The sequence below is a fragment of the Pseudomonas lyxosi genome (assembly GCF_047758685.1).
Classification (GTDB): Bacteria; Pseudomonadota; Gammaproteobacteria; order Pseudomonadales; family Pseudomonadaceae; genus Aquipseudomonas; species Aquipseudomonas lyxosi.
The window spans coordinates 5,489,997-5,509,694 of record NZ_CP180481.1 but is presented as its reverse complement, the minus strand read 5'-3'; the positions used below and the strand labels follow the sequence as shown (position 1 = coordinate 5,509,694).

12 protein-coding genes are annotated in these 19,698 nt (G+C 59.4%); 4 read left to right on the top strand and 8 right to left on the bottom strand.

Translation table 11 applies throughout. The features are described from left to right. Window positions 1-99 precede the first annotated feature (99 nt). From ACMXYI_RS25230 to ACMXYI_RS25215, 4 genes are all read right to left on the bottom strand, one after another. Window positions 100-2,055, bottom strand: a complete 1,956-nt coding sequence (locus ACMXYI_RS25230; protein WP_415769561.1) for an acetoacetate--CoA ligase — start codon at window positions 2,053-2,055, stop codon at window positions 100-102. A 157-nt stretch (window positions 2,056-2,212) separates the two neighbouring features. Then, window positions 2,213-2,998 (bottom strand): 3-hydroxybutyrate dehydrogenase, encoded by a 786-nt coding sequence (locus ACMXYI_RS25225; RefSeq protein WP_415769560.1) that lies wholly within the window; start codon window positions 2,996-2,998, stop codon window positions 2,213-2,215. A 7-nt stretch (window positions 2,999-3,005) separates the two neighbouring features. Next, window positions 3,006-4,397 (bottom strand): GntP family permease, encoded by a 1,392-nt coding sequence (locus ACMXYI_RS25220; protein WP_415769559.1) that lies wholly within the window; start codon window positions 4,395-4,397, stop codon window positions 3,006-3,008. A gap of 287 nt (window positions 4,398-4,684) precedes the next feature. Further along, window positions 4,685-6,100 carry a sigma-54 interaction domain-containing protein gene (locus tag ACMXYI_RS25215; RefSeq protein WP_415769558.1) on the bottom strand — a complete coding sequence of 472 codons (1,416 nt, stop codon included), beginning with the start codon at window positions 6,098-6,100 and terminating at the stop codon, window positions 4,685-4,687. Between the two features lie 460 nt (window positions 6,101-6,560). On the opposite strand from ACMXYI_RS25215, the gene ACMXYI_RS25210 reads away from it, so the two are divergent. From ACMXYI_RS25210 to ACMXYI_RS25195, 4 genes are all read left to right on the top strand, one after another. Further along, window positions 6,561-10,361, top strand: coding sequence for an RCC1 domain-containing protein (locus tag ACMXYI_RS25210; protein ID WP_415769557.1), 3,801 nt, complete (start codon window positions 6,561-6,563; stop codon window positions 10,359-10,361). A gap of 76 nt (window positions 10,362-10,437) precedes the next feature. Next, window positions 10,438-11,376, top strand: coding sequence for a hypothetical protein (locus ACMXYI_RS25205; protein WP_415769556.1), 939 nt, complete (start codon window positions 10,438-10,440; stop codon window positions 11,374-11,376). 34 nt (window positions 11,377-11,410) lie between these two features. Next, on the top strand, window positions 11,411-12,691 hold the full coding sequence (locus ACMXYI_RS25200) for a hypothetical protein (protein WP_415769555.1): 1,281 nt from the start codon (window positions 11,411-11,413) through the stop codon (window positions 12,689-12,691). A 95-nt stretch (window positions 12,692-12,786) separates the two neighbouring features. Continuing rightward, entirely contained in the window at window positions 12,787-14,070 is a 1,284-nt protein-coding gene (locus tag ACMXYI_RS25195) for a hypothetical protein (RefSeq protein WP_415769554.1), read from the top strand. Between the two features lie 2 nt (window positions 14,071-14,072). Here the strand turns inward: ACMXYI_RS25195 and ACMXYI_RS25190 are convergent, their stop codons facing one another. Genes ACMXYI_RS25190 through ACMXYI_RS25175 form a run of 4 tightly spaced genes read right to left on the bottom strand, consistent with a single transcriptional unit; the run spans window position 14,073 to window position 19,613 of the window. Beyond that, window positions 14,073-15,647, bottom strand: coding sequence for an ABC transporter ATP-binding protein (locus ACMXYI_RS25190; protein ID WP_415769553.1), 1,575 nt, complete (start codon window positions 15,645-15,647; stop codon window positions 14,073-14,075). 14 nt (window positions 15,648-15,661) lie between these two features. Beyond that, window positions 15,662-16,684: an ABC transporter permease gene (locus ACMXYI_RS25185; RefSeq protein ID WP_046048461.1), complete on the bottom strand. Its 1,023-nt coding sequence runs from the start codon at window positions 16,682-16,684 to the stop codon at window positions 15,662-15,664. Then, window positions 16,684-17,745, bottom strand: a complete 1,062-nt coding sequence (locus ACMXYI_RS25180) for a microcin C ABC transporter permease YejB (protein WP_123368175.1) — start codon at window positions 17,743-17,745, stop codon at window positions 16,684-16,686. The genes ACMXYI_RS25185 and ACMXYI_RS25180 overlap by 1 nt, the downstream gene beginning before the upstream one ends. Beyond that, window positions 17,745-19,613 carry an extracellular solute-binding protein gene (locus tag ACMXYI_RS25175; protein ID WP_415769552.1) on the bottom strand — a complete coding sequence of 623 codons (1,869 nt, stop codon included), beginning with the start codon at window positions 19,611-19,613 and terminating at the stop codon, window positions 17,745-17,747. The genes ACMXYI_RS25180 and ACMXYI_RS25175 overlap by 1 nt, the downstream gene beginning before the upstream one ends. Window positions 19,614-19,698: the final 85 nt, after the last annotated feature.

The window sequence follows — 19,698 nt, the reverse complement described above, 5'->3', positions numbered from 1 at the left end:
GAGCGAGCTTGCTCGCGATGGCGCCGGGTCAGTCAACATTGAGGTTGACTGATACACCGCTATCGCGAGCAAGCTCGCTCCCACAGTAGGTCTTTGTATTCAATCGTTGAGTTCGGGGCGGTCGCGGAACTGCTCCAATGCCTCGGGATTGGCCAGCGCATCGGTATTCTTCACTTTCTGCCCGTGCACCACATTTCGTACGGCCAACTCGACAACCTTGCCACTGATCGTCCGTGGAATGTCGGTCACCGCGACAATCTTCGCCGGCACATGCCGCGGTGTTGTGTTGGCGCGGATGACCTGGCGGATCTGCTGCTGCAGTGCTTCGTCCAGTTCGACACCCTCGCGCAACCGCACGAACAGCACCACCCGCACGTCATCCTGCCATTGCTGACCAATGGCCACGCTGTCCAGCACCTGTGGGACTTTCTCCACCTGACGGTAGATTTCCGCAGTGCCGATGCGCACGCCGCCGGGGTTGAGCACGGCGTCGGAGCGTCCGTGGATCATCATCCCGCCGTGGGGCAATTGTTCCGCGTAATCGCCTTGGGCCCAGACGCCGGGGAACTGATTGAAATACGAGGCGCGGAGTTTTTCCTGCTGAGGATCATTCCAGAACCCGATGGGGATTGCCGGGAAGTGCCGAGTGCACACCAACTCGCCTTTTTCGCCGATCACCGGCTGGCCGTCGTCGTTCCAGACTTCCACCGCCATGCCCAGGCTTTTGCCTTGTATCTCGCCACGGCGTACCGGTTGCAGCGGATTGCTGTTCACAAAACACGACACGATGTCGGTGCCACCGGACATCGAGGCCAGGCACAGGTCAGGCTTGAGGTCGCGGTAGACGTAGTCGTAACTCTGCGGCGACAACGCGGAACCAGTGCAGAGCACGGTTTTGAGGCTGCTCAGGTCATGGCTTTCGCGAGGTTTGATGCCGCTGCTTTCCAGGGTCGCGAGGTACTTGGGGCTGGTGCCGAAGACACTGATGCATTCGTCGTCGATCAGGTCGATCAGACGCTCGGGGGCAGGATGAAACGGCGAGCCGTCATACAGCACCACCGCGCTGTCTACGGCCAGCGCCGAGACCAGCCAGTTCCACATCATCCAGCCGCAGGTGGTGTAGTAGAACAACCGGTCGCCGGGGCCGAGATCGCAATGCAATCCGTGTTCCTTGACGTGTTGCAGCAACACGCCGCCGGTGCTGTGAATGATGCATTTCGGCACGCCGGTGGTGCCGCTGGAATAGAGGATGTACAGCGGATGCGCGAAGGGCACGGGGACGAAATCCGGTTCGCCGCCCACGTCGTAGAAATCATCCCAGAGCGTCACGTTGGCCCAGGTGTGGAAGTGTTCGATGTGCGCTTGCGGCCGGGCGTAAGGCACAACAATCAACTGCTGCAAGGACGGCAAGCGTTCGAGGATTTCATTGACCTTGGCGGTCTGGTCGATCTCTTTGCCGGCATAGCGGTAACCGGCGCAGGTGATCAGCACTTTGGGCTCGATCTGGCCGAAGCGATCGATTACGCCCTGGGTGCCGAAGTCCGGTGAGGAGCAGGACCAGATCGCTCCCAAACTGGTGGTGCCGAGCATCGCCACCAGGGTTTGCCAGGTATTGGGCATGCATGCCGCGACGCGGTCACCGAGGCCGACACCGGCGGCTTTCAGGCTGTTCTGAAACCCGGCGACATGTTCGGCCAGTTCTGCCCAGGTCAGGTGTTCACGCTGGCCGTTCTCGCCGATGGCAATGACCGCCACGGCATCGTCGCGACGGCGCATCAGATGCTCGGCGAAGTTCAGGGTGGCGCCGGGAAACCATTGGGCGCTGGGCATTTGCGCGCCCTCAACCAGCACAGCGTCCGGTTGATCGTGGAAACGGATGTCGAAGAAATCGACGATGGCCTGCCAGAACGCTTCACGCTGATCGATGGACCATTGGTGCAGGGCAGGGTAGTCGTCGACGTGGAGGTTGTGTCTCTGATTGATGAAGCGCCGAAAGGCCTCCAAGCGAGTCTTGCCGATGCGCTTGGCGCTGGGTTGCCAGAGGATGTCGGACATGGCTTGCCTCTTCTTGTTGTTCTCTTGTTCAGATCGTTCCCACGCTCTGCGTGGGAATACAGCCCCAGGACGCTCCGCGTCCCAAAAGCGGACGCGGAGCGTCCATTGAGGCATTCCCACGCGGAGCGTGGGAACGATCAGTACGCGGTCCGGTTGGTTACTGCGCCAACCACCCACCATCAATATTCCACGCTGCGCCACGCACCTGGCTACCGGCTTCGCTGCACAAAAACAGCACCAGCTCACCCAATTGTGGCGGCGTCACAAACTCCAGCGACGGCTGTTTCTCGGCCAGCAAATCATGCTGCGCCTGCTGCGGGTCGATCCCTTTGGCGATGCGGTCATCAATCTGCTTCTGCACCAGCGGCGTCAGTACCCAACCCGGGCAGATGGCGTTACAGGTGACGTTGGTGGTCGCCGTTTCCAAACCCACCACCTTGGTCAAACCGATGACGCCATGCTTGGCCGCCACGTAAGCCGCCTTGCCCACCGAGCCGACCTGACCGTGCACCGAGGCGATGTTGATGATCCGTCCCCAGCCCTTGGCGCGCATGCCTGGCAGGCTCAAACGAGTGCTGTGAAACACCGATGACAGGTTGATCGCAATGATCGAATCCCAGCGCTCCACCGGGAAATCCTCCACCGGCGCCACATGCTGGATACCGGCGTTGTTGACCAGGATGTCCACGCCGCCGAACTCACGCTCGGCGTAGGCGATCATGTCGGCGATCTGCTCAGGGTTGCTCACGTCGGCCGGGTGATGGCCGACCTTGCCGCCGCTTTTGTTATTGAGCAGCTCAACCTCGGCAATCACCTTGGACGCATCACCGAAACCGTTGAGGATCAGGTTGGCGCCAGCCTTGGCCAGGCTGAGGGCGATGCCCAGGCCGATACCGCTGGTGGAACCGGTGACCAGTGCAGTCTTGCCCGAAAGAGTTGTCATGAATACCTCACACAATGCCAGTGGCGTAGAAAGTACCGATCACCACAAAGACCGCCAGGGTCTTGATCAGCGTAATACAGAAAATGTCTTTGTAGGCTTCGCGGTGGGTCAGGCCGGTGACCGCCAGCAAGGTAATCACCGCGCCGTTGTGCGGCAGGGTGTCCATGCCGCCACTGGCCATCGCGGCCACCCGGTGCAGCACTTCCAGCGGAATGTTTGCCGCATGGGCCGCTGCGATGAAGTCATTGGCCATGGCCGCCAGCGCAATGCTCATACCTCCCGACGCAGAACCGGTGATGCCGGCCAGCAGGGTTACGGTAATCGCTTCGTTGACCAGCGGATTGGGAATGCTTTTGAGCCAGTCGGCCAGCACCAGGAAACCCGGCAAGGAGGCGATCACCGCACCAAAGCCGTACTCCGACGCGGTGTTCATCGCCGCCAGCAACGAACCGCTGACCGCACTTCGACTGCCTTCGGCCAACTTGCCGCGAATCGCCTGGAAGCCGAACACCAACACCATGATGATGCCAACCAGCAGAGCAGCTTGAACGGCCCAGATCGCGGTGAGCTTGGCGATGTCGGTGGTCACCGGCGCGGCCATGCCCGGCAGCGCGAGGCTGTGGGTCTTGCCGTACCACTGCGGAATCCACTGAGTAAACAGCAGGTTCATGATGCCCACCGCCAGCAGAGGCGACAGTGCAATCCATGGATTTGGCAGTTTGATGTCGGCAGCGGTTTCCGGCTCGTTGCGCAGTTCGGTGCCATAACCCTCACCGGCGCGCTGAGCCTTGTTGCGTTGGCGCTGGAGAAACAGCATGCCGGCGCAGACCACGAAGATCGCGCCGATCAGGCCCAGCCAGGGCGCGGCCCAGGCGGTGGTGTTGAAGAAGGTGCTGGGGATGATGTTCTGGATTTGCGGGGTGCCGGGCAGGGCGTCCATGGTGAACGAGAAGGCACCGAGGGCAATGGTCGCCGGGATGAGTCGCTTGGGAATATTGCTCTGGCGGAACATTTCAGCGGCAAATGGGTAGACCGCGAACACCACCACGAACAGCGACACGCCGCCGTAAGTCAGCAGGGCGCAGACCAGCACGATCACCAGCATCGCCTGACTCGTGCCAAGGAGGCGAATCGCCGCGGCGACGATGGAGCGCGAAAAGCCCGACAGCTCGATCAGCTTGCCGAACACTGCACCGAGCAGGAACACCGGGAAATACAGTTTGATGAAGCCGACCATTTTCTCCATGAACACCCCGGTGAAGGCGGGGGCGACGGCGGAAGGGTCGGTGAGCAGCACGGCGCCGAGGGCGGCAATCGGGGCAAAGAGGATAACGCTGTAGCCACGGTAAGCCGCGAGCATTAGCAGCGTGAGAGCTGCCAAGGCAATGATCACACTCATGGTGTGTCTCCTGGATTGTTATTTTTGTAGGGTGGATCTGTTGTGGGAGAGGGCTTTAGCGAGTTTCGTGCCAGACACGCAAGCTGTTGAAATATAAGGATATATGTAGATTGTTTGAGTTGAGCTTCAGTTGGGTGTCTCTAGTTTGAGACTTGTATCGGTAATGCCGGCCTCATCGCGAGCAAGCTCGCTCCCACATTTGACCGCATTCTTACGCGCAACTCGGTCAACCTGTGGGAGCGAGCTTGCTCGCGATGCTCTGTCTATAAGTGGAGATGTATGTCTCTTTATAGAGACTCGGCAATCCCCAACGCCACCATTTTCTTGTACAACGTCGACCGCCCCAGCCCCAATCGCACCGCTGCTTCAATCACCTTCCCCCCGCATTGCGCAAGGGTGCTTTCAATCAACTGCCGATCAAACCGCTCCCGAGCCTCACTGAAAGTCTCATGCGCAACTGGCTCAATCGTTACAGGCGCCACGCGCTCTACCGGTGTGAACGTACCAATCGCCGCGCGGATATCTGCGGCATTCAGCATCAGGTCATCGCTGAGCAATGCCGCCCGCTCCAGCACGTTGCGCAGTTCACGAATATTCCCCGGCCACGCGTGCTGACCCAATAGTTCCAGCGCTTCACGGTTCAATTCGTGCTGACTGCGCAGTTCCTCAAGGATCGCTTCACTGAGGGCCGGAAGATCGTCGAGTCGATCACGCAGCGGCGGGACCTGGATCGGCAGCACGTTGAGGCGGTAATACAAGTCGGCGCGAAATTCGCCGCGTTTGATCGCGGCTTCCAGATCCGTGGAGGTCGCGGCAATCACCCGCACATCGCTCTGGATCACTTCGTTGGAGCCCACTGGTTCGAATTCCTTTTCCTGCAATACCCGCAGCAATTTGCTTTGCAGTGGCAACGGCATGTCGCCGATTTCATCGAGAAACAGGGTGCCGCCCTGAGCAATTTGCAGCTTGCCGGTGCGGCCCTTGCGATCAGCACCGGTAAACGCGCCGGGCGCGGTGCCGAAGAATTCCGCTTCCAGCAACGATTCGGGAATCGCCGCGCTGTTGATGCTGACGAAGGCTTTGTGCGCGCGCGGCGAAGCGCCGTGGATCGCCTGGGCCAGCAACTCTTTGCCGGTGCCGGTTTCACCGAGCAGCAACACCGGAGATTCGGCGCTCGCGCTGCGTCGGGCGCGGCGTTTGACTTCGAGGCTGGCGGCGCTGGTGCCGATGAAGTGCGCGAAGTTGTACTTGGTCTGCCGCGCTCGCAACAGCGAGCGGGTGGAGGCCAATTCTTCCTGCATGCTCATGTAGCGCTTGAGCATCGGCGAGAGGCTGCGCAATTCGTCGAACAGCGCAAACCCGATGGCGCCGATCACCACGCCGGCGTCGTCATGAATCGGCAGGCGCATCACCACCAGTGGTTCTTTGGGGGTGTCCTGCATGTCGAGCAAGATCGGCCGACCGGTGCGCACCACCTCGCGCAACAGACTGCCGGGGATCACGCTTTCGCAGGCCTTGCCGATCGCCACTTCCGCCGATTCCAGGCCGAAGCGTCGGGCATAACGCTCGTTCATCCAGACGATGTTCGCATCGCGGTCGACAATCACCGTGCCTTCGCTGGACTGCTCGATGATCTCGAACAACGAACGGATCGCCAGCAGGCGAACGCGCTGATAGTCCTTGAGGCTTTCGGTGGAGTTCATGGCGCATTTCCAGAATGAGTGGGCTCGCCGGCATGCGTGCAATGAGCCTGTTGGCGTGGGCGGCATTATGCCGGGGAGGGCTCCCTGGATACCATTTCAGTGTTCTTTTTCATTCCGCACGTGGATACAGGAGGGTGATACCGCTCGTCGGAAACACTCGTTGACCTGTTATTTGTGACAGTTGTGCCTACGTCGCTACAGGTTCTCAATGCACTCATCCGGCGCCGATGGTTATTGATCGAGTGAGCGCCTTACTTGAGACGGGAGACTGCAAATGACCACGGAAGAGTTGTTGCCGGAATTGCTTTCAGAACAAAGTGCGGGAGTTCTGGCGCTGGCGCCGATTTACATTCCGGGGCAGATTCCGGAAATCCACGATGCCGACGGTACACCCAACCCCAACCGGGTCGGCGTCAACCGCAGCATGATCACCTCCAATGCCAAAGGCTTGTTGGTGAACGTGGACCCCTACGCCGATTCCAAACCGGGTGACAACATCCAGATATTCTCCAGCCTCGATCCAACGCCTTTGTTGTCGTTCAACCTGCTGGACGGTCAGGAAAATGAAATCTCCCATGTGTTCTTGCCGGGGCATTTGCTCGTAGCGGGTTTTCAGACCATTTGGTACGTCATTACTCGCAATAGCCAAAACTTTGGAACATCTCCACCCCTGGAGGTATTTATCAGGACGCTGCTACCCGGCGGTGCGGATCCACAGCCGGATCGCCCCGGTCATTACCGGCTTCTGGCGCCTGTATTGCTCAATGTTCCGGCCGGCGGAGTGACCAAGGAGCTGGCGGAGTCCGCAGAAGGGGTGAGATTCGCTATCCGGCCTTATCCGAACATGCGGCCATTTGACGTCATTACCTGCAGCTGGGGTGGGTATGAGTTTTACATCACGGTGGGTCTTGATCAGGTTGGCCAGGAAATCCAGCAAAAGGTACCGTTGGACGTCATCCAGAAGGCCGGCAACGGAGACCAGATTTTCATCTGGCGTCCGCTCGATGAAGTGCATAACCGTGCCAGCGATTGGTCGTTGCGCACCACCGTGTATGTCGAGGTGATTGGTGATCTGTTGCGTCCAGTCATCCTGGAAGCGGTGCAGGTCGACCCGGACACCGGTGAGTTGTTTTATGACCTTGCAGCGTTGGGTATCAAGGACATTCAGGTCGACGTTGTCACCCGGCCGGTGACCTTCGAACTGCAAGACACCGTCAAGCTGTCGGTCTCAAAGATCAAGGACGGCGTCGAGTCCGTGGTGTTCACCCAGAGCAAAACGGTTACGCAAATCAACAGTACCGTGCGGTTTTTTCTGCCTAACGCCACGGTTCAGCAACTGGCCAGAGAACACATCTACTTTCGTTATGAACTGAACAATAGAAGCAGCGGCGAAATCCGACGTTCCAGTCGCACCACCGTGTGGCTCAAAGGGACAGCGGTGAACTTGCCTGCACCGAAGATCCTGCCGATCGATGGGGTAGTGGTGAGCCCCGCCAAGGCGGCTACCGGAATTGTCTCGCCTCATGCAGCGATTACACCTCAGGTCTGGTTGCACTTCTACGGCATCGGCACGGCACCCGGCGGCGTGGTGCACCTGTTTGACAACGGGCGGCGCATCAGCAGTTCCCAGGCTTCGCGGGACATGACATTTCCGCTTTCAGTGGCGTTTCTCTCGAAGGTCGATGGGGGCGCGCTTGAGGCGTATTACACGGTCGGATCCAGCCAGGGAGATCCACTGGCCGCCCAGTCATTGCGCCACAGTGTGAGGGTCGGTGAGCCTCAACCTGACTTGCAGGCGCCGATCGTGGTGGATGCACAGGATGGGGTGGTGGACCCGGATCTGCTACCGCCGTTTGCCGACGCAGAAGTTCAGGTACTTCCTTTCAACGAAATGAAGGGGCATACGGTTTACCTGTGGTATCGCTCCGACAATCCTGCGGACTCGCAACTCTACGAAGACTCGGTGGATATCGATGATCGCGACTTGGACATTCCCGTGTCATTTTTCATTCCGCGGGATTATCTCGAATTGCAAATTGGGTACTCGTTGACCATCGGCTATTCGGTACAGGCCACCGATGGCTCGGGTGCGGAGCGTATTGGTGCTACGACCAGTGTGAGTGTCGGTGCAAGCGCAAAACAACCGTTGCCCGTGCCCAAAGTGACTGAGGCCAGTGAGGACGGTGTGTTGAACCCCGGTGACACTGTCAGCAAGGGCGCCTCGGTGGTCATCGAAGGAGCCGACCTGAAAAGTGGCGACTACCTGATACTAAAATGGGATGGCGACGCGGCGGACGGCGACTATTCCTACGAGCGACCCATTTCGTTCAATGACGAAAATAAACCCTTCACTCACCAGGTTCCTTACGCGTATGTGCGTGCCAATCAGAATTTGGGGGTGCGGGTGTCGTACTCCGTTGAGCGTTCGGAGGGTGGAGAACAACCGTCCGACGTTCTGATATTGAGCGTGCAGGTTGCGGCGTTGCCTTTGCCTGCGATCAGCGAGGCTCAGGGCCCGAACCGCGATCAGATCAACCCTGATGATGTGCCTGCCGATGGCGCGAATGCCCGGATTGGAACAACCGCGCAACTCAAAGAAGGGGACGTCGTCACGCTGGTGCTGAGTGGAGCCAACCCCATCGTCCGCACGGTATTCAAGAGTGATGAAGGTCGGGAGCTGATTGTCAAAATTGCGCGCAGTGTCATCGAGCGGTTCAATGGCGCCAGCTTCACGCTGGGGTACACCATCCAGCGCAAAGTCGGCGGCCCCGTTGAACAATCGGATTTCAAGAATTTCGATGTGCGTCGGGTGATTGGCTCGGGCAAATTGAAAGTCATGGGCGCACGCCACAATTCCAATACATATCGCTCCTCAAGTGCACCCTGCCTGATGTGGGCGCTGAACGCGCAGACGCTCCAGCCAATGTTGTCAGAGTGGCGCTATGTCGGCGACACCACGTGGATAGCGGGCACTCAATTCATCGATACGGACTCCGCACGGGCGTTGCAAGTGCGCTCTTCGACTGACCAAGTGACGCTCAATCCCGTCAACGTCTGTGGCAATGGTGTGGACTCTAATATCAGCGGCGCGGCAGCGGTCGTCGTACTGCGCGATGCCCGGGTCTCGGGTGGCGGGGCGATTGGAGGTCGTGATCTTGTCGGGTTCGGCAACGCTTCATATGGCGGCAATATTCCACCGGTGTATCTGATTCTCGAGAACCTGCGGGGAGTATTTTGTTCCGGTGGTGCTTTTGTGGCATTGACCAAGGAAGGCGTCGCGTTGCCATGGGGGGAAGCCGGCAGTGGCGGCAACATGGGAGCGGTCAACCCCAACGGGTTCAAAACGATCGCCAGCAACAGTTACGCTTTTGCCGGGCTGACCACTACCGGTGACGTGCGATGCTGGGGCAATGCCGCATACGGTGGGACGCTGCCTGCGGGGGGGCTGAGCAATATCAAGCGTATTTTCAATGGCGGCCTGGCGTTCGTGGCAGAACGAATGGACGGCAGTCTCACAGGCTGGGGTTCAGCGGGCAGCGGCGGCGTGGCTAATCCCGTCCCTGGCATCAATAACGTGGACAAGATTATCTGTTCCTTCAATGCGTTTGCCGGCATTACCCAGACCAAGCGTCTGTTTGCGTTTGGTGAGGCAGCTTACGGTGGCAATATTCCGCAGGACCTCGCCAACCGGACGGACATCCAGCGGCTGTGCTGCGCCAACGCACGTGCCTTTGTAGCGCTGACCACTGGGAAAAATGTCGTCGCCTGGGGGGATAACGCTTATGGCGGAAATCTCAATAGCTATCCCGGTATTGCAGCGTTGCGATTCGTGGATGTCGCGTCCACCTGGCACGCGTTTGCCGGTATTACCGAAAACAATCGCGTCGCCGCGTGGGGCGCGGCGCCAGCAGGGGTTGTACCCGCGCAAATCGCCAGCCTGACCAATGCCATTCAGATTGTGGGTAGCGCGCATGCATTTGCGGTGCTGTGTGCCGATGGCCGGGTCTTTGCGTGGGGCAACGCAACACTGGGCGGTGATACCACACCGGTGGCTGCGCAACTGGTCAACGTCGTGGCCATTTACACCAACTCCCACGGATTCATAGCGCTCACCTCCGATAAGCGTGTGGTCACCTGGGGACATCCAACGGCCATGGCGGGAGCCGCCGGTCTCAATGGATTCGTTTCCTACGTCGACAGCACGGCCACCAGCATGGAAATGGCCAGTGCTCAGGCCGACGAGCTCACCGAGTCCCAATAACAACCCAGTTAACCCGTTTGTCACTCGTCGCCTCGTGAGGGCGCCGAGTGCCTGACCGACTTTGAGGTGACCGAAAATGCTCGAAGAAATCAATGGCGTCATGGCAACCCTCGCTGCCCCGACTGTCGACGGTGCCGTCGACGGAACACTGGATCCGCAGGCGCTTGCAGAAAGAACGGCAGTGCGCCTGGCCGCGTACACCGGGATGAAATTCAATGATGAGGTGCATCTGTACTTCACCCCGGAAGGGGCACCAAGAGTGTTGATCGACAAGATCAAAATCAGGGCGAACCAGGGTGAAACACCGCCCTGGTTCAGTGTCCCCGCTGAACAATTCACCCAGCACCTGGGCCGCGTGATTGGGGTGAGCTACGAAGTATGGTTCGGTGGCAAGCGCCTGCATGACTCGCGGGAGTTGCGCCTTGAAATCAAGGCCGGTTTCGAAGGTGATTACACGCTGGATCTGAGTACTTTCAACTATGTGGTGGTCACCGGTAAACCGCCGCTCAACTCGCCTTCGTACAGCCGTTTTACTCGCGAGGCCACATGGGGTGTCGCACCCTATGACTACACCAGCAGCGATACCACGGTCGCCAGCGCGGGACGACAAGGGGAGGTGAGCGCCACTGGCAATGGCCTCTGCACGATCCGTGCGACCGATAGCCTTGGCCAGGCCAAGAGCTACCAACTGAGCGTTACAGGAATAGGCCAGCTGCACTTCCTGACGGCCACCGCTAATTGGTCTGGAATGCGCGACGCCTGTGCCGCAGCGGGGCTGGAACCGGCCACTCTGGCCCAACTGCGACAGTTGATGAGCATTTACAAGGAAAGTGCGGGGTCACTGACCGATTACTTCGGGCGCCTGCCTTATCCATTTTGGACAGGTGAACTCAACGGGGCCAACACCGCCTGGGTCGTCGACCTGGATAAATCGGAAAACGACCCGCTGGATCCCAATCCTTCCTCAGTCGACCTGAGCGAGTTGCATCAGGTTCTGGGCATTTCCATGCGCTGAGAAAAGCTCATGGCGTAGCACCAGGAGGAATTCCATGAACGTCTATCGTTTGCTGATTCACAGCACGCTATTGCTTTGCCTGCTGTTTGGCGGATTCGCCCGGGCCGTCACTGGCCCGGAAGTCGCGCAAGTACTCAACAGTCGCTATGCCATCGACACCCCCACATGTGTTGGCGATACGGCGCCTTACCATTGCAGTGGGGTGATGGTACGTGGCTCGCCGGTCAGTCAGGGGCGACCTTTCTGGATGCTCAGCCCGGAGGCGATCGGCACCGGTTTCGAGCGATTCGCTTATCTGCGCAAAGATATCGCGAGAGATCCGTCCGTGTTGCAGAACGGGTATGTGTTCACGGACAAATTCACCGCCATTGGCCAGGGCAAGCCGCTGGAGGTGTCGCAGCCGAGCCTGAACGGTGAAGTGCTGGTCAGAAACTGGAACGAGCTGGCGCCACAATCGTTACCGGTCGAGGGGGTGTTTTACGAACGTGGCTGGCCCACAGGCTTGCTCGCCGCGCAGCGTGATCAGCGCGATTACTTCCAGGCGACGGGCGCGTGGTTACCCATTCTGCGTCTTGATCTGAATGACCCAGGGCAACAGGTATTTGGTTTCAATCAACAGGATCAGTTGTATTTCGGGTACCAGGTCGCGTCCCGGCTCAATGCACGATTTCGCGATACCGCCATCGCCTGTCGCGATGGCCGTGCGGCTTTCTATTGCAACGGTGTGCTGATACGCGGCACTGCCGCTTCAACCCAGTTTCATGCGTGGAACCCCAGTCCCAACTCCGTGGGGCGCAATGGCGTTTCGTTCTCTTGGGCCCGGGTCGATGTGGGGATGGTGCAGATCGCTGGTAACCAGGGGCTGATCTTCAAGGAATCGGCTGCACCGACGCCCTACAACGCCACGCTTCGTTGCATCTACCCGACGAACGCCGGCACCAGCAGTATTCCCAATAGTTGCCGCACGTACTGTGACGCACTGGGCGTTACCACGGTCGCCGCCTACCGGGCACAGGGCGGCACCTGTGCCTTCAATGTAACGCCCGCACAGGTACAGCTGAGTATCGACGTGCGGAACCGCAATCCAGCGTGGAACGAAATCATCATCGCCGCATGGGCGCAAAACATCCCGCAGCAACTGCCGCTTGAGGCGATTTTTGTGGTCGCCGGTACGGCGGGACTAAAGGACGCCCAGTTCATTCAGCGCGATTTCTATCAGCAAGCCGGCCGAACGGTGCCAATCGTTCGGGTAGCGCTAAACGCCCCCGATGCAAACGCATTTGTCTACGAACCGTTCGATCAGAGCACGCCGTAAGCAGCCGTCACAGTCGGCAAGGAACTTTCACTAGGAGCGCATTCGCCATGGAATCAGGTAAGCGGAGTGTCAGGTGGTTCGTCGGGTTTTTTCTGATGTTGTTCACGATCCACGGCGCCTGGGCGGTCACGGGACCGGAAGTGGCGCAGTTGCTCAATGTCCGTTATCGGCTGACCCCCAGTGCCTGTGTCGGTGCCACGGCGGTGCATTATTGCAGTGGCGTGTTGGTGCGTCGCTCGCAGAATGCGCCGACAGTCGGCTTCTGGAAACTCAGCGCGGAGGCGGTCGGCTCGGGCGTCGAACGCTTTGACTATTGGCGGCTTGATCGTGCCCCGGTCATTGCGGGTCGGCCCAACGGTTTCGTGTTTACCGATGTGTTCACGGCGATTGGCCTGGGCAAGCAGCTGGACGTCCTGCCGGCAGCGTCGGATTCCGAGGCGTTGGTCAAAAATTGGGACGATGCGGCACCGACCCGAATTCCGTTGCAGGCGCTGTTCTATGACTTGGGCACAGCAGGCGCATTGCGTGGGGCGCAACGAGACCAACTGGCCTACTTCCAGGCGACCGGTGAGTGGCTGCCGATTCTGCGGTTGCAGCGCGATGAGGCACAACAGAGCCTGTTTGGGTTCAATCAGGTGGATCAATTGTACGTGGGGTATCAGGTGGCAGCCCGATTGAATGCACGGTATGCCGATACGTCACCGACCTGCCGGGATGGTCGGGCAGCGTTTTATTGCAATGGGGTGCTGGTCCGCACGACTGATCAGTCGACGGCGTTTCATTCGTGGAATCCGAGTCCGGGATCGGTACGCGGCGATGGTGCATCGTTCAGCTATCTACGAGCCGACGCCGGTATAAGCAGATTCTACAAATCCCAGGGGTTTGTCATCCGTGAGCAGGCTGCTCCAACCGGAAATCCCATGCGTTTACGGTGTGCCTACCCCTACGACGCCGGCACAGGTGGCAGCAAAGATGTTTGCAGGACACACGGTGGACTTTGCAGCGAGTTGGGGGTGACCAGTGTCCAGGCGTGGGTGGCAAGGTACGGTGCTAGTGTCAACCGTACGTGTGCATTTGATCTGGATCCACAGCAGTTTCAACTGAGTATCGACGTGCGCCAGAATCGCGGTGACTTTTACGGCTGGAATGAATTCATGGTCGCTGCGTGGCCCCAGAATAATCCGGTGCAACTGCCCATCGAAGCCTTCATCTGGAACGTGCAGGCGCTTGTTCCGGGAAGTGGTCTGATTGGCGCTCAGTATGATCAGAAGGACTATTTTCAGGTGACGGGTCGCTATGTACCGATCCTGCGAGCAACGCTCGGTGCCGCCGCTGGGCAAGTGTTCGTCTTCAACCCTCAGGAGCAGGGCGTGCAGTAGGACTACCGTGGATGCGCCGCCGCCAACAGCTCTTTGGTATACGGATGCTGCGGCGATTCAAACACGTTGTGGCTGGCACCGCTTTCCACCACTTTGCCGTCCTTGATCACGATCATGTCGTGAGCCAGCGCGCGCACCACCGCCAGGTCGTGGCTGATGAACAGGTAGGTCAGGCCATGTTTTTCCTGAAGTTGGCGGAGCAGGGCGACCACTTGTTTTTGCACCGTGCGATCCAGCGCCGAGGTCGGTTCGTCCAGCAGGATCAGCGCCGGTTTCAGCACCAGCGCCCGGGCGATGGCGATGCGTTGGCGTTGGCCGCCGGAAAACTCGTGGGGGTATCGATGACGGCTTTGCGGGTCGAGGCCGACTTCCTCCAGTGCCCGAATCACTTCGGCTTTGCATTCGTCAGCCGTCAACTGGCTATGCACCTCAAGGCCTTCGCTGATGATCTGCGCCACGGACATCCGTGGGCTGAGGCTGCCGAACGGGTCCTGGAACACCACCTGCATTTTCTTGCGCCACGGCCGCAGCTGTTTTTGCGTCAGGCCGTCCAGCGCTGCACCCTGAAAGCGAATGCTGCCTTCGGAGTCGAGCAAGCGCAGGATCGCCTGACCCAGCGTCGACTTGCCGGAACCGGATTCGCCCACAATGCCCAGCGTCTTGCCGCGTTGAATGTTGAGGCTGATGCCGTCCACTGCCTTCAGGTAGGTCTTGCGCTGAAAAAGCCCGCCACCGAGGGCGAACTGCACCCGCAGATTGTCCACTTCCAGCACGTTCTCGCGCTCATCCCGAGGCAGGGCTTCACCTTCCGGTTCCGCGTTCAGCAGCACGCAGCTGTAAGGATGTTTCGGTTCGGTAAACAATGTTTCGCAAGGTGCCTGCTCGACGATTTCCCCGGCCTTCATCACGCAGACTCGTTGGGCAATGCTGCGCACCAGATTGAGGTCGTGGCTGATCAGCAGCAGCGACATGCCGAGACGCTGTTGCAGGGATTTGAGCAGCAGCAGGATCTTGCGCTGCACCGTCACGTCCAGCGCTGTGGTCGGTTCGTCGGCGATCAGCAGCTCCGGTTCGCAGGCCAGGGCCATGGCGATCATCACCCGTTGCCGTTGGCCACCGGACAATTGATGGGGATAGGCCTTGAGCCGCTCTTTGGGTTTTTGAATGCCGACCAGATGCAGCAACTCGAGTATTCGCGCTTGCGCCGCTTTACCGGCCAGGCCCTTGTGCAGCAGCAGGGTTTCGCCGATCTGCTTTTCGATGCTGTGCAATGGGTTGAGCGAGGTCATCGGCTCCTGGAAGATCATCGCGATGCGGTTACCCCGCAGTTCTCGCAACACCTTGGCCGAAGCGCCGACCAGCTCCCGGCCACGGTAGCGAATACTGCCCGTGGTTTCGGTGCCGGTCTCGGGCAGCAGTTGCAGGATCGAGTGAGCGGTCACCGACTTGCCGCAGCCCGACTCGCCCACCAGCGCCAGGCATTCGCCAGGGCGGATGTCCAGGCACAGATTGCGCACCACGGTCTGGCCACTGAAGGCGACGCGCAGGTCACGGATTTCGATCAGGTTGTTACTCATATCAACAGTCCGCTTCATGACCGGGGATCAAAGGCATCTCGCAATGCCTCTCCAATAAACACCAGTAAAGAAAGAATCAGCGCCAGGGTGAAAAACGCCGTCAGCCCCAGCCACGGCGCTTGCAGGTTCTGCTTGCCTTGACCGATCAACTCACCCAGCGATGCGCTGCCAGCGGGCATGCCAAAACCGAGGAAGTCCAGCGCTGTGAGGGTCGAGATTGCTCCGGTCAGAATGAACGGCAGGTAGCTCAGGGTCGCATTCATCGCATTGGGCAGGATGTGCCGGACGATCACCTTGCGGTCGGTCAGGCCCAGCGCCCGGGCGGCTTTGACGTATTCAAGGTTGCGCCCGCGCAGGAACTCGGCGCGCACCACATCCACCAGGGCCAGCCAGGAAAACAGCGCCATGATCCCCAGCAGCCACCAGAAATTAGGCTCGACGAAACCCGACAGGATGATCAGCAGATACAGCACCGGCAGCCCCGACCAAACCTCCAGCAACCGTTGGCCGATCAGGTCGACCCAGCCGCCGTAATAGCCTTGCAGGGCGCCGGCCGCAATGCCGATCAGTGCGCTGACAAACGTCAGCATCAAGGCAAACAGGATCGACACCCGCGCACCGAAAATCACTCGGGCCAACACGTCCCGCGCCTGATCGTCGGTGCCCAGCCAGTTGACCTTCGTCGGCGGGCTGGGCGCGGGTTGGTTGAGGTCATAGTTCGGCGTGTCGTCGCTGAAGGGGATTGGCGGGAACAACATCCAGCCACCGTCCTGGTGAATCAGCTTCTGCACATAGTCGCTGCGGTAGTCCGCCTGGAACGGCAGCTGCCCGCCAAACTCCTGCTCGGTATGACGCTTCAGGGCCGGGAAGTAGAGGGATCCCTGATAACTGACGATCAGCGGTTTGTCGTTGGCGATCAGCTCGCCACCGAGGGTCAAGAGGAACAGGCCGACAAACAGCCACAGCGACCACCAGCCGCGACGGTTTTTCTTGAACCGCTCAAAACGACGACGACCTAACGGCGAGAGCTTGAACATCAGGCGTTCCTCGCGGCGAAGTCGATGCGCGGGTCGACGAGGGTGTAGCAGAGGTCGCCGACCAGTTTTATCAAGAGACCGAACAGCGTGAAGATGAACAGCGAACCGAATACCACTGGATAGTCCCGTGAAACCGCGGCTTCGTAACTCATGCGACCCAGGCCATCGAGGGAGAAGATCACTTCGATCAACAGGGAGCCGGCAAAAAATACGCTGATAAACGCCTGGGGAATCCCCGAGACCACCAGCAGCATGGCATTGCGAAACACGTGACCGTAAAGCACTCGGCGTTCGCTCAGGCCCTTGGCGCGGGCGGTGACCACGTACTGGCGCGTGATTTCATTGAGGAAGGAATTCTTGGTCAGAATGGTCAGCGTGGCGAACCCGCCGATCACCAGCGCGGTCACCGGCAATACCAGGTGCCAGAAGTAGTCGGCGATTTTGCCCACGGTCGACAGCGATTCGAAGTTGTCCGAGACCAGCCCGCGCACCGGGAACCAGTTCAGCGAGGTGCCACCGGCGAAGACCACGATCAGGAACATCGCGAACAGGAACGCCGGCATGGCGTAGCCGATGACGATCGCGGTGCTGCTCCAGATATCGAAATGGCTGCCGTGGTGCACGGCCTTGCGGATGCCCAACGGAATCGACACCAGGTAGGTGATCAGCGTCGCCCAGAGCCCAAGGGAAATGGTCACCGGCATTTTTTCCAGGATCAGGTCGGTGACGGTCGCACCACGGAAAAAGCTTTTGCCGAAGTCCAGACGCGCGTAACTGGTGAGCATCAGCCACAGGCGTTCGTGCGCCGGCTTATCGAAGCCGTATTGCTTTTCGATGTCCTTGATCAGTTGCGGGTCGAGGCCGCGACTGGATCGGGAGGTACCGGACATGCGTTCGCCGGAACCGCCACCGACACTCGCGCCGCCGATGCCTTGCAAGTGCGCGATGGCCTGTTCCACCGGACCGCCCGGCGCGGCCTGAACGATGATGAAGTTGACCAGAAGAATGATCACCAACGTCGGAATGATCAGCAGCAGACGCCGCAGTATGTAAGCCCACATCAGTGCGGCCCTCCGGGTTTGCCACGGCTGATTTGCTCAGCGGTCATCTGTTGGTTGGTCAGCGGCGTGGTGCTGATTTCCCACCAGCTCTCGATGGCTTCGTCATTGCTCGCTTGCTCGTTGGGCCTGCCGAAACGATTCCACCACACGGTGGAGCTGCCCGGTGGGTAATAGTTGGGAATCCAGTAATAGTTCCATTGCAGCACCCGGTCCAGGGCGTGGGCGTAGTGCAGCATTTCGGGTTGGGTGGTGGCGCGAATCAGCCCGGCGATCAATGTGTCGACCGCCGGATTTTTCAACACCATGTAGTTATTGGCGCCAGGGTCGTTGGCCGAGACCGAGCCGAAGTAATTGAGCAGTTCACCCCCGGGCGACGTCGTGACCGGGTAGCCGGTCACGATCATGTCGTAGTCGCGGCTCATCAGGCGATTCACGTATTGGGACGAGTCGATGCGGCGGATGTTCATGTCGATGCCGATCTGTTTCAGGGTGCGCTTATAAGGCAGCAGCAATCGATCCATGCCGTTCTGGCTGACCAGGAAAGTAAAACTCAATGACTTGCCTTCGGCGTTGACCAGCTGATCGCCATCGGGTTTCCAGCCGGCCTGTTCGAGCAAATCGAGTGCCTGCAATTGTTTGTCGCGTATCACGCCACTGCCATCGGTTTTCGGTGCCTGGAAAACCTGGGTGAAAACCTCGTCGGGGATCTGCCCGCGCAGCGGTTCGAGAATCGCCAGTTCGCCGGCGTCCGGCAGGTGTCGGGCGGCGAGGTCGGTGTTGGAAAAGTAACTCTGCTGGCGGATGTACATGTCGCGCATCATCTGCCGGTTGCTCCACTCGAAATCCCAGAGCATGGCCAGCGCCTGACGCACTCGACGGTCCTGGAACAGCGGGTTTTGCAGGTTGAACACAAAGCCCTGAGCCGTTTGGGGAGCTTGCGTTGCCAGGTGCGCCTTTTGCAGGCGCCCGTCACTCAGGGCCGGGCCGTCGTAGCCGATGGAGTAACCGGTGGCGGAGAATTCCCGGTTGTAGTCGTAGGCACCGCCACGCAGCACCTGGCGGGCGACGTCGGTATCGCCGAAGTACTCGATGCTGAAAAGATCGAAGTTGTAGAGGCCGCGGCTGACCGATAGATCCTTGCCCCACCAATCGGCATTGCGCGTGAAGGTGATGCTGCGACCGGAGTCGACTTTGCTCACCCTGTAGGGGCCGCTGCCCAAAGGTGGCTCGTAACCGCCACCATTGGCGAAGTCGCGAGTCTTCCACCAATGCTCGGGAAACACCGGCAAGGTTGCGATATCGAGGGGCAGGGTACGGTTTTCATTGCTTTTGAAGTCGAACCGAACCGTCAGAGGTGATTCCACTTCGACGCCTTTGACGTCGGCAAATTGGGTGCGATAACGCAGGCTGCCCTGGGTCATCAACAGGTCGTAGGTGTAGCGCACGTCTTCGGCCGTGATCGGTTTGCCGTCGGCGAAACGGGCTTTGGGATTCAGGTAGAAGCGCAGGAACAAACCGTCGTCCGAGCGCTCCATCTTCTGTGCCACCAGGCCATACACGGTGTAAGGCTCGTCCAGCGAACGCTGGGCGAGGGGCGAGTAAAGCAGGCCGTCGATCTGTGTGACGCCAATGCCTTTATCGATATAGGGCAACATATGATCGAAATGACCGATTTCGACGGCCGAGCGGCGCATCGTGCCACCCTTGGGGGCTTGCGGGTTTGTGTAGGCAAAATGACTAAAGCCGGCAGGATACTTCGCCGGTTCACCGTACACGGTCAACGCATGTTGCGGTGCTGCAGTCACACCGGTGACGCTCAACAACAGGGCCACGGCCGTGAACAATAAAGTAGGGAACGCCAGTCGCATTGTCAGCCTTAGAGCCGGGTGGTCAATAACCGCAATTTGTACGCTAGCGGCGCGTCCCTCGCCACTCGTATCACGTAACCGAAAC

Bases quoted from the DNA above. Each gene is read 5' to 3' on its own strand.
- ACMXYI_RS25230 (WP_415769561.1), bottom strand. From the start codon at position 2,055: ATGTCCGACATCCTCTGGCAACCCAGCGCCAAGCGCATCGGCAAGACT.
- ACMXYI_RS25225 (WP_415769560.1), bottom strand. From the start codon at position 2,998: ATGACAACTCTTTCGGGCAAGACTGCACTGGTCACCGGTTCCACCAGC.
- ACMXYI_RS25220 (WP_415769559.1), bottom strand. From the start codon at position 4,397: ATGAGTGTGATCATTGCCTTGGCAGCTCTCACGCTGCTAATGCTCGCG.
- ACMXYI_RS25215 (WP_415769558.1), bottom strand. From the start codon at position 6,100: ATGAACTCCACCGAAAGCCTCAAGGACTATCAGCGCGTTCGCCTGCTG.
- ACMXYI_RS25205 (WP_415769556.1), top strand. From the start codon at position 10,438: ATGCTCGAAGAAATCAATGGCGTCATGGCAACCCTCGCTGCCCCGACT.
- ACMXYI_RS25200 (WP_415769555.1), top strand. From the start codon at position 11,411: ATGAACGTCTATCGTTTGCTGATTCACAGCACGCTATTGCTTTGCCTG.
- ACMXYI_RS25195 (WP_415769554.1), top strand. From the start codon at position 12,787: ATGTTGTTCACGATCCACGGCGCCTGGGCGGTCACGGGACCGGAAGTG.
- ACMXYI_RS25190 (WP_415769553.1), bottom strand. From the start codon at position 15,647: ATGAGTAACAACCTGATCGAAATCCGTGACCTGCGCGTCGCCTTCAGT.
- ACMXYI_RS25185 (WP_046048461.1), bottom strand. From the start codon at position 16,684: ATGTTCAAGCTCTCGCCGTTAGGTCGTCGTCGTTTTGAGCGGTTCAAG.
- ACMXYI_RS25180 (WP_123368175.1), bottom strand. From the start codon at position 17,745: ATGTGGGCTTACATACTGCGGCGTCTGCTGCTGATCATTCCGACGTTG.
- ACMXYI_RS25175 (WP_415769552.1), bottom strand. From the start codon at position 19,613: ATGCGACTGGCGTTCCCTACTTTATTGTTCACGGCCGTGGCCCTGTTG.